This is a genomic window from Tessaracoccus coleopterorum (assembly GCF_011174705.1).
GTDB classification, from domain to species: domain Bacteria; phylum Actinomycetota; class Actinomycetes; order Propionibacteriales; family Propionibacteriaceae; genus Arachnia; species Arachnia coleopterorum.
In genome coordinates this window covers 676077-690100 of the sequence record NZ_JAANIJ010000001.1, presented here as the reverse complement: position 1 = coordinate 690100, position 14024 = coordinate 676077, and the positions used below count along the sequence as shown (strand labels likewise).

General features: G+C 69.4%; 15 protein-coding genes and 7 pseudogenes. 16 read left to right on the top strand and 6 right to left on the bottom strand.

Annotation, left to right across the window (positions count from 1 at the left end):
• Positions 1–3: 3 nt before the first annotated feature.
• A pseudogene (locus G7085_RS32020) lies at positions 4–123 on the top strand (hypothetical protein); the annotation flags it as partial.
• 157 nt (positions 124–280) lie between these two features.
• The gene (locus tag G7085_RS29395) at positions 281–532 is read left to right on the top strand and encodes a hypothetical protein (RefSeq protein WP_197513030.1); all 252 of its coding nucleotides are present in this window, start codon (positions 281–283) and stop codon (positions 530–532) included.
• Between the two features lie 9 nt (positions 533–541).
• Here G7085_RS29395 and G7085_RS34070 read toward each other — a convergent pair whose 3' ends face one another.
• The 6 genes and pseudogenes from G7085_RS34070 to G7085_RS04420 all read right to left on the bottom strand — a co-directional run bounded on the left by G7085_RS34070 (position 542) and on the right by G7085_RS04420 (position 4793).
• Positions 542–1060: a hypothetical protein gene (locus tag G7085_RS34070; RefSeq protein WP_408647037.1), complete on the bottom strand. Its 519-nt coding sequence runs from the start codon at positions 1058–1060 to the stop codon at positions 542–544.
• Entirely contained in the window at positions 1060–1704 is a 645-nt protein-coding gene (locus tag G7085_RS34065; protein WP_408647036.1) for a DEAD/DEAH box helicase, read from the bottom strand. Before G7085_RS34065 ends, G7085_RS34070 begins: the two co-directional genes overlap by 1 nt.
• A gap of 68 nt (positions 1705–1772) precedes the next feature.
• A complete protein-coding gene (locus tag G7085_RS34060) occupies positions 1773–2111 on the bottom strand; it encodes a DEAD/DEAH box helicase family protein (protein WP_408647035.1) in 339 nt (112 codons plus the stop codon).
• Entirely contained in the window at positions 2042–2920 is an 879-nt protein-coding gene (locus tag G7085_RS34055; protein WP_408647034.1) for a 3'-5' exonuclease, read from the bottom strand. The genes G7085_RS34060 and G7085_RS34055 overlap by 70 nt, the downstream gene beginning before the upstream one ends.
• 99 nt (positions 2921–3019) lie before the next feature.
• Positions 3020–4149, bottom strand: a pseudogene (locus G7085_RS04425) (DUF294 nucleotidyltransferase-like domain-containing protein).
• Entirely contained in the window at positions 4149–4793 is a 645-nt protein-coding gene (locus G7085_RS04420; protein ID WP_197510094.1) for a cyclic nucleotide-binding domain-containing protein, read from the bottom strand. Before G7085_RS04420 ends, G7085_RS04425 begins: the two are co-directional and overlap by 1 nt.
• A 213-nt stretch (positions 4794–5006) precedes the next feature.
• On the opposite strand from G7085_RS04420, the gene G7085_RS04415 reads away from it, so the two are divergent.
• The 14 genes and pseudogenes from G7085_RS04415 to rplD all read left to right on the top strand — a co-directional run bounded on the left by G7085_RS04415 (position 5007) and on the right by rplD (position 14017).
• Entirely contained in the window at positions 5007–5282 is a 276-nt protein-coding gene (locus G7085_RS04415; protein WP_269451769.1) for an NUDIX domain-containing protein, read from the top strand.
• Between the two features lie 34 nt (positions 5283–5316).
• Positions 5317–5520 (top strand): NUDIX hydrolase, encoded by a 204-nt coding sequence (locus G7085_RS04410; RefSeq protein WP_197510092.1) that lies wholly within the window; start codon positions 5317–5319, stop codon positions 5518–5520.
• Positions 5521–5755: 235 nt separating this feature from the next.
• Complete coding sequence (locus G7085_RS04405; RefSeq protein WP_197510091.1) at positions 5756–6262, top strand: sugar-binding domain-containing protein; 507 nt, start codon at positions 5756–5758, stop codon at positions 6260–6262.
• A pseudogene (locus G7085_RS34050) lies at positions 6259–7259 on the top strand (glycoside hydrolase family 2 TIM barrel-domain containing protein); the annotation flags it as partial. The gene G7085_RS04405 and the pseudogene G7085_RS34050, both read left to right, overlap by 4 nt.
• Positions 7260–7393: 134 nt before the next feature.
• Positions 7394–8205, top strand: a pseudogene (locus tag G7085_RS24050) (beta-galactosidase small subunit-related protein); the annotation flags it as partial.
• Positions 8206–8345: 140 nt separating this feature from the next.
• The gene (locus G7085_RS24040; RefSeq protein ID WP_331715469.1) at positions 8346–8516 is read left to right on the top strand and encodes a beta-galactosidase small subunit-related protein; all 171 of its coding nucleotides are present in this window, start codon (positions 8346–8348) and stop codon (positions 8514–8516) included.
• A gap of 79 nt (positions 8517–8595) precedes the next feature.
• Positions 8596–10459, top strand: a pseudogene (locus tag G7085_RS34045) (pyruvate formate lyase family protein); the annotation flags it as partial.
• A complete protein-coding gene (locus G7085_RS34040) occupies positions 10433–10849 on the top strand; it encodes a glycine radical domain-containing protein (protein ID WP_408647173.1) in 417 nt (138 codons plus the stop codon). The pseudogene G7085_RS34045 and the gene G7085_RS34040, both read left to right, overlap by 27 nt.
• Entirely contained in the window at positions 10789–10944 is a 156-nt protein-coding gene (locus G7085_RS24020) for a glycine radical domain-containing protein (protein ID WP_408647033.1), read from the top strand. Before G7085_RS34040 ends, G7085_RS24020 begins: the two co-directional genes overlap by 61 nt.
• Positions 10945–11007: 63 nt before the next feature.
• A complete protein-coding gene (locus G7085_RS34035; RefSeq protein ID WP_408647032.1) occupies positions 11008–11418 on the top strand; it encodes a 4Fe-4S cluster-binding domain-containing protein in 411 nt (136 codons plus the stop codon).
• The gene (locus G7085_RS24015; protein ID WP_331715467.1) at positions 11309–11800 is read left to right on the top strand and encodes a radical SAM protein; all 492 of its coding nucleotides are present in this window, start codon (positions 11309–11311) and stop codon (positions 11798–11800) included. Before G7085_RS34035 ends, G7085_RS24015 begins: the two co-directional genes overlap by 110 nt.
• 328 nt (positions 11801–12128) lie before the next feature.
• Positions 12129–12440, top strand: a complete 312-nt coding sequence (rpsJ, locus tag G7085_RS04380) for a 30S ribosomal protein S10 (RefSeq protein ID WP_015071250.1) — start codon at positions 12129–12131, stop codon at positions 12438–12440.
• An 11-nt stretch (positions 12441–12451) separates the two neighbouring features.
• Positions 12452–13107, top strand: a pseudogene (gene rplC / locus G7085_RS04375) (50S ribosomal protein L3).
• Positions 13104–14017: pseudogene (gene rplD / locus G7085_RS04370) on the top strand (50S ribosomal protein L4, sunset domain variant). Before rplC ends, rplD begins: the two co-directional pseudogenes overlap by 4 nt.
• Positions 14018–14024: the final 7 nt, after the last annotated feature.

The window sequence follows — 14024 nt, the reverse complement described above, 5'->3', positions numbered from 1 at the left end:
AGCGTGCGTCTCAGCCAACATCCACCACATCATCACCAGTTTCGAGGACGGCTACGACACGGTCGTGGGGAGCGCGGCTACCGGCTCTCCGGTGGCGAGAAGCAGCGGATCGCGATCGCCCGGGTGCTGCTGAAGGACCCGCCTGTGCTGCTGCTCGACGAGGCTACGAGCGCGCTCGACACGGTCTCTGAGCGGGTCGTCCAGGAGGCGCTCGACAACGTCGCCCGGGTCGCACCACCTTGTCCATCGCCCACCGGCTCTCGACCGTGGTCGGGCCGACGTGATCCACGTCATCGAGGCGGGCCACATCGTCGAGTCGGGCACACACACCGAACTGCTGGCGCGCGGCGGCCTGTACGCCAGCCTCGCCGCCCAGCAGATGGAGGCGGCCAAGATCGAGGGCGTCGAAGCGACGGCCTACCCGGAACGTCGGGCCGACAAGCCTCCGCGCCAGGACGGCGAGGTGCTGCCGGTGGTGGCCTTCGCAGGCCTGAACGGTACGAGCGTCGCGGGATGGGCCCAGGTCGACTGAGAGCAGCCCCTATCCGCGCAGCCAGCCGCGCAGCGTCTGGAGCCTCTCGTCGACCTCCTTCTGCGAGGCCTGGGCGAGCTTCGGCCCGCCGCATTCGCGACGCAGGTCGGCGTGCACGTGGCTGTGCGGGATGCCCTTGACACGCGCGTACTGGGCCACCAGCGAGTTGAGTTCCTTGCGCTTCGAGGCGATCGCCCGGTGCAGCGCCACCTCCGGCTCGGCGGTGCGGTCCTCGCGCTCCCGGCGACGCAACTGCCTGCGCTGCCGATCGGCGAGCAGCACACTCACCTGATTGGGTTCCAGCAGCCCGGGAAGCCCGAGGTAGTCGGCCTCGTCCTGCGACGAGGGCTCGGCGTGCATGCCGAAGGCCTGCGAGTCGAACAGCACGTGGTCGAACGTCGCCTGCGACTCGAGCGCCTCGAAGGATCCGAGCAGGTCGTCGGAGGCCGAATCGGTGCGGTTGGCCGCCTCCATCAGCGCCTCGGTCTCGGCCCAGATGTCCATCTCGTCAGTCTTCGGGCGGCCCATCACGTGGTCGCGCTGGCGTTCGATGGTGGCCGCATGCGAGAGCAGGACGGGCACCGTCGGCAGGAACACGGTCGCCACCTCGCCGCGGCGACGGCTGCGCACGAAGCGACCCACGGCCTGGGCGAAGAACAGCGGTGTCGACGTCGCGGTGGCGTAGACGCCGACGGCGAGCCGGGCACGTCGACCCCCTCCGACACCATGCGCACGGCCACCATCCACCGGTCCTCGGAGGCGGAGAACTCGTCGATCCGCGCGCTGGCCTTCGAGTCATCGGAGAGCACGACGCACGGACGCCTGCCCGTCAGGTCGGTCAGCAGCTTCGCGTAGGCCCGCGCAGTCGTCTGGTTGGTCGCGATCACGAGGCCGCCTGCGTCCGGCACGTGGCGGCGCACCTCGGTGAGCCGGCGGTCGGCGGCGCGCAGCACGGCCGAGACCCACTCGCCCTGCGGGGCGAGCGCCGTCCGCCAGGCGGCGGAGGTGAGGTCCTTCGTCATGGGTACGCCGAGGTCGGCGGCCAGTTCGTCGCCCGACTTGGTGCGCCACCGCATCGGCCCGCCATAGTTCATGAACAGCACGGGGCGCACGACGTGGTCGGCCAGCGCCTCGGCGTAGCCGTAGGTGTAGTCGGCCCGCGACTGGCTCACGCCGGGCGCGAGCTCGTCGTAGGCGACGAACGGGATGGGGTTGTCGTCGGAGCGGAACGGGGTTCCGGTCAGCGACAGGCGGCGCTTCGCGTTCTGGAAGGCGTAGACGATGGCCTCCCCCAGCTCTTGGAATCACCCGCGTGGTGGATCTCGTCGAAGATCACCAGCACGTCCTTCGAGACGCAGAGGGCCTCGTAGACATACGACCTGGCCGCGACACCCGCGTACGTGACGGCGGATCCGTCATACTCCTTCGAACGGCCCTTCCGCGAGGAGCCGCCGGTGCCGGGGTCGAGCTGGATGCCGACCCGGGCCGCGGCATCGGCCCACTGCACCTTCAGGTGCTCCGTCGGCGTGACCACGACGATCCGACGCACCTCGCGGGTCTGCAGCAGCGTGCGGGCCACCCGCAGCGCGAAGGTCGTCTTGCCTGCGCCCGGGGTAGCGACGCAGAGGAAGTCGCGGGCTGGTCGGTTTCGTACTGGGTGAGGGCCTCCTGCTGCCAGGCGCGGAGGGACGACGCGGTTCCCAGGCTGCGCGCTGGGGAAGGCCGGGGAGAGATGTTCAAGAGCCGAGGACGACATACGGTCGGCCACTTTAGCCATCGGGAGTGCCAAATCCCAACGGTGTCATCCGCCGGACGGGTCTGGGCCCTCAACCTCGTTGCAGCGACCCGAGTGTGGCCGCGCCGAGCTCCTGCGCGAGGGCCAGATAGAGCTCGGCGCAGGCCAGCGCGTCGGTGAGCGCGTCGTGCCCCGGTAGCCGGGGAGACCCGCCCGCGCCCGCAACCGCCACAGCCGAAGCGCATCTGGCCTGCGCGGCTCGTCCTCACCCATTGCCCGCATGGCAAGGCGCATCGTGTCGACGCTCGGGATGTCGATGTCGATGCCGTGGAGCGACCGGACGGCGGAGGTGAGGAAGCCGACCTCGATGCCGGTGTGGTGGCGAGCAGCACCCGGCCGGCGAGGGCGTCGAAGAGCCGGTCGAGCGCGTCGGGCAGGTCGATCCCGTCTGCCGCCACCTCGTCGTCGGTGAGTTGATGGATCACGGCGGACTGACCGACGTCGACGCCGGCGTTGACGAGGCAGCCGTACGCCGTCGCGAAGCGCACCGTCAGCCCGTCGACGCCGATCGCGCCGACCGACAGGATGTGGTCGGTGGCCGGCTCGAGGCCCGTGGTCTCCAGATCGACGGCGAGGAGGCCGAGCTCCCGCACCCGGGTGCCGCGCGGGGAGGGGCGTCTCCAGGAAACGACGCAGCCCGCCGTCGGGGACCGACGCGGCGAGGGCGGCGTTGCCCCGCCGTCGCGGCCACCTCATGAGATGAACTGGGTCTGGAACGTCACATTGAGCGCCGACTGGGCACGCCGCACGATGGCGAAGGCCTCGCGCAGGTGGCGGCGTTCGAAGTCGGAGATCGCCATGGGGTCGATGAAGTTGTCCGGCACCTTCCCCTGCGCGATCATGCGGCCCTGATGCTGGAGCCGGGTGTAACCGAGGAACTCGTGTGCATCCAGCAGGTTGTGCACCTCGACGCCGTGCTCGGACGCGGCCCGCAGCCGGGCCCGGGTGCCCACCTGGGGAAGGCCCCAGCGGAGGGCGTAGAGGCGTGCCACGTCGACGATGGGGTGATGCCGCCGAGCTTGATGTCGAGCCGGTCGCGGTGCCTGCCGCGGCGCTCCACCACGAAGCCGCGCATGAACCCGATCGGTACCTCGATGTCGTTGGCGTGGCGTGCGAGGTGCCCGAGGAAGCGCGTCGAGGTCGGCGCCGTCGCGAGGACGCGTCCCTGCAGGGCGGCGAAGAGGGTGTGGTCGCCGTGGATGGGCCGCATGTCGAAGAAGATCGACGAGTTCAGCACCGCCTCCGACGTCGGGGAACCGAGCCAGTTGCCGAACTCGCCCGCCCACGCGGAGAGCCGCCTGCGCCAGCGGGGGTTGGAGGCCATGGCCTCCCCGTTGCAGAGCGGGAACCCGCATTCCGCGAGCGCCGCCGTCAGCCATTCCGCCAGTGCGGTGAAGTACGGCTCGTGTTCCGGCGCCATGTCGTCGGAGATGATCATCGCGTGGTCCTGGTCGGACCCCATCGCCTGCTCCTGCCGCGCGAGCGAGCCGAGCGCCACCCAGCAGTAGGGCACCGGCGGTGGCCCGAGCCTGTCCTCGGCCAGCGCAGCAAGTCGCTCCCAGAGGGCGTCGGAGGTGCGCGACACGATCCGGGTGACGTCCTCGGCCGTAGCGTCCTGCCGCAGCAGCCGCGACACCAGGGTCGGCACCCTGGCCATCACCTCGGCGGCACCCGCGACGTCGTGGCGGTGCTTGAGGTCGCCGACCAGGTACAGCGGGCTCGACCGCTCGAGCCGCATCAGGTCGCCCGCCGTCACCATGCCGACGATCCGCTCGCCGTCGAGCACAGGCAGGTGGTGGATCCGGTGCTCCACGAGGCTCATCAGCACGTCGAGCGCCAGCACGTCGGCCTGGATGGTGCGCGGGTGGTGGTCATGACGTCGGCGAGTGGCGTGTCGCTCGGGAGGGCGCCTGCGACCACCCGGCGCAGGTCGCGGTCGGTGAGGATCCCGGCGAGCCGCTCGTCGCGGGTGACGATGATCGCGGAGATCCGCTCCCTGTCCATCAGGCGAGCCGCCTCGCCCACGGTGACGTCGTCCCCGATCGTGACCGGGGCCCTCGACACGATGTCGCCCAGCGGCACCTGCAGCACGGGCCCGCCCTCGGGCACCTTGCGGGTCGCGTCGGCCAGCCTCGACTCCGTGAAGAAGCGGCGCACCTCCGGGAGCGCCACGAGTTCCGCCACGACGGTGGCGTTGAACGACCACAGCAGCGTGTCCTCGATCGCGGTGAACGTGAAGCGGGAGGGTCGCTCCTCGATGATGGAGGCCTGCCCGAAGCAGGCGCCCTGTTCCTCGTGGGTGACGAGCGCCCCGTCGGCGTCGAGCACCTCGACGGCGCCGGAGCGGATGACGTGCATCATCGACGGCGCGGCCCCGGCCTCGAGGATCACCGTCCCGCGTCGCACGTAGCTGCCGACGGCCTGCCGGGCGAGGGCGGGCACCCTGCCGGGGGCAGCAGCGACCATGGCTCCCGGCCCGCGAGAAACTGCGTCGTCTCCGCCACTTCGGACATGTCGGGAAGCCTACTGGCCCGGGGCCTGCACGGCCGGGAACAGACGCAAACAAGGCGGTCACGCCCTCGTCCCTCCACTCAGTGGCCACTATTTACAGGCAGACCGACCAGAAGTGGCCACTGGCCGATTTTTCCGGGGGCCAGCCTGGGTGGCTAGCATCGGAGGATGCTCCCACCCCCTCACCGGCGGGCGGCGCGGGTCGTCGTGCTCGACCCGGCAGGCATGGTCCTGCTCGCCTCCTCCCACGACGTCGACGACCCCGGGCGACGCTGGTGGTACACGCTCGGCGGAGGCATCGGGCCCGGTGAGGGCCCGCGCCAGGCCGCGGTGCGTGAGGTGCTGGAGGAGAGCGGGATCGCTCTGGCACCCGACGAGCTTCTCGGCCCGTCGCCACCCGCCGGGCGGTGCTGGACTTCGCCGCGGGGACGTCATCCAGGATGAGGAGTACTACCTCGTCACGGTCCCATCGGCCGCCATGGCCACCCACGATGCGGGCTGGACGGACGGGGAACGCGAGTCGATGGACGAGGTCTGCTGGATGGCGGTGGAGGTGCTCGAGGAAGTGGGCATCGAGGTGTTCCCTCCCGAGCTACCCGGCCTGGTCCGGCAACTCGCGGCCGGTTGGGACGGCGCCTGCCGTCGACTGGGCGAGTCGCCCCGGTCATTGTCATCACAATAGGATTGCGGGAGTCGGAACCGCCGACCGCTGATCCCCATGGAGGAAATGTGTCGGAGATCTACTCCTTTTCGCCCGGTTCGGGACGCCGTGTGCAGCCGAGGTCACGGTTGGCTTCCAACGCTGCCAGCATCGACCTGAGCGGCACCTGGCGGTTCCGGTTCTCCGACCGCCCGATCTGGCTCCCGAGGGCGCCGATGGGATCGACTTCGACGACTCCGGCTGGGATGACATCGCCGTGCCGAGCCACTGGGTGCTGCAGGGGCGCGACGACTGGGGACGCCCGGCCTACACCAACATCTCGTACCCGTTCCCGGTCGAGCCGCCCTTCGTGCCCGACGAGAACCCCACCGGCGACTACCGCGTCGACTTCGACCTTCCCGAGGCCTTCACCGAGCGGATCCACCTCCGCTTCGACGGCGTCGAGTCGCTGGCGATCGTGTCGCTGAACGGTGCGCAGGTGGGCGTCATCCGCGGCAGCCGCCTCGCCCAGGAGCTCGACGTGACCGATCAGGCCCGCGTCGGTCGCAATGTGTTGCATGTGCGCGTCCACCAGTGGTCGGCCGCCACGTATCTGGAGGACCAGGACCAGTGGTGGCTGCCGGGCATCTTCCGGGAGGTGACCGTGCTCGCCCGCCCCGCCGGGGGATCGACGACGTCTGGCTGCGCGCCGACTTCGACCCGGCCACCGGCCACGGCACCGTCCTTCCGGAGCTCCGCGCCGCGGCGTTCCCCGTCACGGTGACGATCCCCGAACTGGGCATCGAGACGAGTTTCGCCTCCCCAGCCGAAGTCGCTCCCATCGCCGTCGGCGAGGTGGCCCCGTGGAGCGCCGACCGGCCGCGCCTCTACGACGCGACGGTCGCCAACGCGGCCGAGACCCTCACCCTGCGGCTCGGCTTCCGACGCATCGAGATCGTCGGCCATGAGTGGCGCGTCAACGGGCGCAAGCTCCGGATCCGTGGCGTCAACCGCCACGAGTACGACCCCGACCACGGCCGCGTCTTCGACGAGGATGCCGTGCGCGCCCAGCTCGAGCTGATGAAGCGCCACAACATCAACGCGGTACGCACCTCGCACTACCCGCCGCACCCCCGCTTCTTCGACCTCACCGACGAGCTGGGCTGTGGGTCATCGACGAGTGCGACTACGAGACCCACGGCTTCGGGGACGGCGACTGGGTCGACAACCCCTCCGACGACCCGCGCTGGCGTGAGGCGCTCGTCGACCGCGTGGAGCGCATGGTCGAGCGCGACAAGAACCATCCGTCGATCGTGGCCTGGTCGCTCGGCAACGAGGCCGGCACCGGCCGGAACACGGCCGCGATGGCGGCGTGGGTGCACCGCCGCGACCCGGAGCGCCCCGTCCACTACGAACCCGACTACGAGGGCCGCTACACCGACATCGTCTCGCGGATGTACGAGACGGTCGAGGGCATGGAGGACATGGCCGCGGGCACCGGGAACCACCATGAGGCGACGCCCGGCCGCAACGCGGTCCTCGCGGGTCGCCCCATGATCCTGTGCGAGTACGAGCACGCCATGGGCAACGGCGCCGGAGCGCTCCTCGAGTACGAGCGGCTCTTCGACACGCTGCCGCAGTGGCACGGTGGCTTCGTCTGGGAGTGGCGTGACCACGGCCTGCGCACCACCACCCCCGACGGCGTGGAGTTCTTCGGCTACGGCGGTGACTTCGGTGAGGTCGTCCACGACGGCTCATTCGTCTGCGACGGCATGCTGCTCTCGGACGGCACCCCCACACCTATGCTCGCGGAGTTCGCGGCGGTCACCACCCCGGTCAAGCTCCGGCTCGGAGACGGGCAGGTGACAATTGAGAACCACCGCCACGACGGCGACACCTCCGACCTCCTCTTCCGGTGGATCGACGAGCTCGACGGCCGCGTTATCGGCCGCGGCGACCTGGCGGTGCCGCCGGTCGCTCCCGGCGGGGAGACGAGCCTCCCGCTTCCGAGCTTCGCGCCCCACGACGGGAGCTGTGGCGCACCGTCGAGGCCGTCACCGTCGAGGCGACGCCGTGGGCGGGGAGGGGCACCGCGTCTCGCACGCCCAGCAGCTCCTCTCCTCCGTGGCCGCCTGGGACGCCAGGCCGCTCGACGACCGGTCGCCCGAGACGGTCGGGGGACGATCACGTTCGGCCAGGCCACCTTCGACGCCCGCACCGGCGACCTGGTGCGGATGGCCGGACGCGAGGTGAACGGCCCCAGGCTCGAGCTGTGGCGCGCCCCACCGAGAATGACTCGCTCGGCGACTTCCCCTCCTACGTCGACGTCGAGGCCGTCGCCTCCCGCGGCGCGGGAGCCCCCGCCCCATCGTCGGCGGAGCAGTGGCGTGAGGCGGGCCTCGACCGGCTGCAGCGCCGCGTCCTCGCCGTCGAGGCCACCCCAGGTCGCCTCGTCGTGCGGCACAGGTACGCGCCCGCCGCGACCCGGCAGGCCGTCGAGGTTGAGTTGATCTGGACCCTGCGTGGGTCGGACCTGCATCTTGACGCCAGCGCCACGCCCACCGCCGGATGGCCGGGCACCTGGCCGAGGCTCGGTCTCCACTTCGAGCTTCAGGCCGACGTCGGCGCGGTTGAGTGGTTCGGCACCGGCCCGCCGAGAACTACCCGGATTCGCGCTCGGCTGCGATCGTGGGTCGTTTCTCCTCAACGGTCGACGACCTCGTCGTGAACTACGCCGTGCCGCAGGAGAGCGGTCATCGCAGCGACCTGCGTGAACTGACGCTCCCCGGCCTCGGCGTCACGGTCAGGGCCTCGCGGGTGGCGGGGAGCTGCCAGGGTTCACCCTGCGCGCCCACGACGCGCACCAGGTGGCGGCGGCGGCTCACCCGCACGAGTTGCCTGCCTCGTCGGCGACGCACCTGTACCTCGACGCCCGGCAGCATGGGCTCGGGTCGCGCTCCTGCGGGCCGGATGTCCGTCCGGAGTACCTGCTGCGGCCACGTGCCGCGGGCTGGTCGATCGACCTGACCGTCGCCTGATCCGGGCCGACCTGATCCGACCGGGTGTGGTCGGAGCGACTTCCTACAAGGAGTAGTATTTAGTCCACAGCGACGTACCGTGTCGCCTGGTTCCGAGCCACTGGCCGGATTCCGGGCGCCGGTACGTCGTGTCACGATAAGACTCTCCCAGGAGCGATATGACGGCCTCGGCCCCCACCCGCGAAGACTCACTCGTACCCGAAGATCCGTGGGGAGGTTTCGTCCCCGGTGCGTGGCAGACCTCGATCGACGTGCGCGACTTCATCCTCACCAACTTCACCCCTTCGAGGGTGACGCGTCCTTCCTTGAGGGCCCGACGACCAAGACCCTCAACGTGTGGGACACGCTGCAGCGCGAGTTCCTGAGCGTCGAGCGGGCCAGGCGCGTCTACGACGTGGAGACTGCGATCCCCGGCGATGTGGACGCGTTCCCCGCGGGCTACATCTGCGCCGACGACGACGTCATCGTCGGGCTCCAGACCGACACCCCGCTGAAGCGGCCCATGATGCCTGCCGGCGGTTGGCGGATGGTCGAGACGGCCACGCGCGAGGCCGGGCTCGAGCCCGATCCCCGGATCAAGGAGATCTTCACCCGCTACCGCAAGACGCACAACGAGGCCGTCTTCGACATCTACACCCGCGCATCCGCGCCGCCCGGAGCTCGCACCTGATCACCGGCCTGCCCGACGCCTACGGCCGCGGCCGCATCATCGGCGACTACCGCCGCGTCGCCCTCTACGGTGTCGACCGGCTGATCGAGGCCAAGCAGGCCGACAAGGACTCGGTGGCCGACAAGCCGTTCAGCGAACACTGGGCCCGCTACCGCGAGGAGCACTCCGAGCAGATCAAGGCGCTGAAGAAGCTCAGGAACCTCGGCGAGAGCTACGGCTTCGACCTGTCGCGCCCGGCCGTCACCTTCCATGAGGCCGTGCAGTGGACGTACCTGGCCTACCTCGCCTCGGTGAAGAGCCAGGACGGTGCCGCCATGAGCATCGGTCGACTCTCGGGCTTCTTCGACGTCTACGCCGAGCGCGACCTCGCGGCCGGCCTCATCACCGAGTCCGACGCGCAGGAGATCATCGACGCGCTGGTCACGAAGCTGCGCATCGTGCGGTTCCTCCGCACCATCGACTACGACCAGATCTTCTCCGGCGACCCCTACTGGGCCACCTGGTCCGACGGCGGCTTCGCCAACGACGGCCGCACCCTGGTGACGAAGACGTCGTTCCGCCTGCTGCAGACCCTGCGTAACCTCGGCCCTGCCCCCGAGCCGAACATCACCATCTACTGGGATGCGGCTCTGCCCGCGGGTACAAGAACTTCTGCTCGCAGATCTCCATCGAGACCTCGGCGATCCAGTACGAGTCCGACGCGCAGATCCGCGGCCACTGGGGCGACGACACGGCCATCGCGTGCTGCGTGTCGCCGATGGCCATCGGCAAGCAGATGCAGTTCTTCGGTGCCCGTCTCAACACCGCGAAGGCACTGCTGTACGCCATCAACGGCGGCCGCGACGAGGTCAGCGGTAAGCAGATCATGGACGGCTACGAGCCGGTCACCGGCGACGAGCCGTTGGACTTCGACACCGTCTGGGCCAGGTACGACGCCATGCTGGACTGGGCCGTCCAGACCTACGTCGAGGCGCTGAACATCATCCACTACTGCCACGACAGGTACGCCTACGAGGCGATGGAGATGGCGCTGCACGACGACGAGATCGTGCGCACCATGGGCTGCGGCATGGCGGGGCTCTCGATCGTGGCCGATTCGCTCGCCGCGATCCGCTACGCGACCGTCACGCCGGTGCGCGACGACTCCGGTCTTGTCATCGACTACATCACCGAAGGTGACTTCCCCCGCTACGGCAACGACGACGACCGCGCAGACGACATCGCGCAGCTCGTCGTCAGGACCGTGATGGACAAGATCAGGAAGATCCACCTCTACCGCGACGCGGTTCCCACCCAGTCGGTGCTCACCATCACGTCGAACGTGGTCTACGGCAAGGCGACCGGCGCGTTCCCGTCCGGCCACGCGGCCGGCACCCCGTTCGCGCCCGGCGCCAACCCGGAAAACGGTGCGGACACGCACGGCATGCTCGCCTCCATGATGAGCGTCGGCAAGCTGTCCTACGACGACGCCCTCGACGGCATCTCGCTGACCAACACCATCACTCCCGGCGCGCTCGGTCGCACCGAGGAGGAGCGCATCGCCAACCTGGTGGGCATCCTCGACGCGGGCATGGGGAGGGGCTCTACCACGCCAACATCAACGTGCTCAACCGTGAGACGCTGCTCGATGCGATGGAGAACCCGGACAACTACCCGCAGTTGACGATCCGCGTCTCCGGATACGCCGTCAACTTCGTCAAGCTGACGCGCGAGCAGCAGCTCGACGTCCTGTCACGGACCTTCCACGAGGCGCTCTGACGTGACCGACGTCCTGCGGGACGCCCCGGCCGGCGCCGGGCGTCCGCCGCGACGGGTGCGGCCATGCTCGGCGGCATCCCCGTCGTCGGTGACATCGAGCGCTCCGAGCTCCTGCTTGCGCAGCGGCTCGGAGAGATCGGGTCGGTCCACTCCTGGGAGCTGGTCACGGCCGTCGACGGACCGGGCACCCGGATGACCACCTTTCTCGCGGGCTGCCCGCTCAGATGTCTCTACTGCCACAACCCTGACACGATGGCCGCGAACCGCGGCGTGCCGGTGCGCTCCGATGACCTGCTGGCGCGGATCCGTCGCTACCGCGGGTGTTCCGCGCCACCCGCGGGGCATCACGCTTTCGGGCGGCGAGGTGCTGCAGCAGCCGGCGTTCGCGGCGCGCATCCTGCGGGGCGCGAAGGGGATGGGCATCCACACGGCCATCGACACCTCCGGCTTCCTCGGGCGCAACGCCACCGATGAGATGCTGGCCGACGTCGACCTCGTGCTCCTGGACGTGAAGTCGGGCGACGAGGAGACCTACCGTCGGGTGACCGGCCGCGACCTCCAACCCACCCTCGACTTCGGACGCCGCCTCGACGGGCTCGGCATCGCCACCTGGATCCGATTCGTGCTGGTGCCGGGGCTGACCGACGACCCTGCCAACGTCGCGGCGGTGGCGGACTACACGGCCACCCTCGGCAACGTCGAGCGGGTCGAGGTGCTGCCCTTCCACCAGATGGGCAGGGCGAAGTGGGAGGAGATCGGGATGCCGTATCAGTTGGGCGATGCCCGACCACCCGGCAACGACGAGGTTGAGGCCGCGCGTGGGATCTTCCGCGCCCGTGGCCTGACGACCTACTGACGGCCACGGACCGCCTCGACACCCCCGTGCCCCGCGGCCGGGCGTGTCGCAGGCGGTTCGCCACCCCCGATTTGGCGAGCGGGGGAGACCGTGAAAGAATATGACGGTTGCTCCGCGAGGGGTGCAGGGTGCGAAAGCGCCTGACGCCCACCGAGCGAGGTCTGATTGCCCAAGCGCGAGATTAGACCTTCAGAGGCTGAATGGCCCGAGAAGGACGTCTCATCTTGCGGCTGATGGCGCGACACTCCCGAGCGCGGGGTCGGGGCGACAAGGGGTTTTACCCCGTAGGAACTTGAAATTTCCAAAGGGACGAGAAGAAGGAACGACTGTGGCTGGACAAAAGATCCGCATCAGGCTGCGGGCGTATGACCATGAGGTCATCGACAGCTCGGCGCGCAAAATCGTCGACACCGTGACTCGCACGGGTGCGAAGGTGGCGGGCCCCGTGCCGCTGCCGACGGAGAAGAACGTGTTCTGCGTTATCCGTTCGCCCCACAAGTACAAGGACAGCCGTGAGCACTTCGAGATGCGCACGCACAAGCGTCTGATCGACATCCTCGATCCGACGCCGAAGACGGTCGATTCGCTGATGCGTCTCGATCTGCCGGCCGGTGTCGACATCGAGATCAAGCTCCCGTGAGGTCTGCTGAAATGAGTGAACGAATCGTGAAGGGCATCCTGGGCACCAAGCTCGGCATGACCCAGCTGTGGGACGAGAACAACAAGGTCGTCCCCGTGACCGTGATCCAGGCCGGTCCCTGCGTCGTGACGCAGGTCCGCACCCCCGAGGTTGACGGCTACAACGCCGTGCAGCTCGGCTTCGGTGCCGTCAAGGCCAAGAAGGTCACCAAGCCGGAGGCCGGGCACTTCGCCAAGGCCGACGTCACCGCCCGCAAGCACCTGGTTGAACTCCGCACCGCTGATGCGTCCGAGTTCCAGCTGGGTCAGGAGCTGACGGCCGAGGTCTTCGCCGACGGCGAGATCGTCGACGTGACCGGCACCTCCAAGGGCAAGGGCACCGCGGGTGTCATGAAGCGCCACGGCTTCAAGGGTCTGCGCGCCTCGCACGGTGTGCACCGCAAGCACCGCTCGCCCGGTTCCATCGGTGGCTGCGCCACCCCCGGCAGGGTCTTCAAGGGCCTCCGCATGGCGGGTCGCATGGGCAATGACAAGGTCACCGTCCAGAACCTCAAGATTCACGCGGTTGACGCCGAGCGTGGCCTCCTGCTGGTCCGCGGCGCCATCCCGGCAACAACGGCGACTTCGTCGTCGTCCGCAGCGCAGCTAAGAAGGGTGTCGCAGCATGAGCGATCTGACTGTTGACGTGATCGACGCCAAGGGCAAGAAGGCAGGCAAGGCCGACCTTCCCGGTGAGCTGTTCGACACGCAGACCAACATCCCGCTGATCCACCAGGTCGTCGTGGCCCAGCTGGCCGCCGCCCGTCAGGGCACGCATGACACCAAGACCCGCGGCGAGGTCCGCGGCGGTGGCATCAAGCCCTGGCGTCAGAAGGGCACCGGCCGTGCGCGTCACGGCTCGCGTCGCTCGCCGATCTGGACCGGCGGTGGCGTCGTCCACGGCCCGACCCCGCGCGACTACTCGCAGCGCACCCCCAAGAAGATGATCGCCGCCGCTCTGCGTGGCGCCCTCTCCGACCGGGCCCGCGACGGTCACGTGTTCGTCATCTCCGAGCTCGTCTCGGGTGAGAAGCCCTCGACCAAGGCGGCAATCGCCTCGCTGACCGCCGTCGCCGGCGACATCAGCAAGGTGCTCGTCGTGCTCGACCGCTTCGAGGACGTGGCCTGGCTGAGCCTCCGCAACGTCCCGACCGTCCACGCTCTGGCCGTCGACCAGCTCAACACGTACGACGTGCTGGTCAACGACAAGGTCGTGTTCACCTCTGCAGCGCTCGCGGCTTTTGTCGCCGGCCCCGCGACCGGCAAGTCGGCCAAGGCCGTCGCCACCGCGTCCGAGGCTGCTGCCGAGGCCCCCGCCGCTCCGGCCGCTGAGGCCGAGGCCGAGGGCGTCTACCGTGGCGAGGAGCCCCCGCCGGGTACGACATCAAGGGCAACGCCAACACCGGCAAGTACCACACGCCGGAGTCGCCCTGGTACACCCGCACGAAGGCCGAGATCTGGTTCAACAGCTCTGAGGCCGCCGAGGCTGCCGGGTTCATCCCGGCCGTCGCGAACAACAACGAGGAGAAGGACAAGTGACGACTGC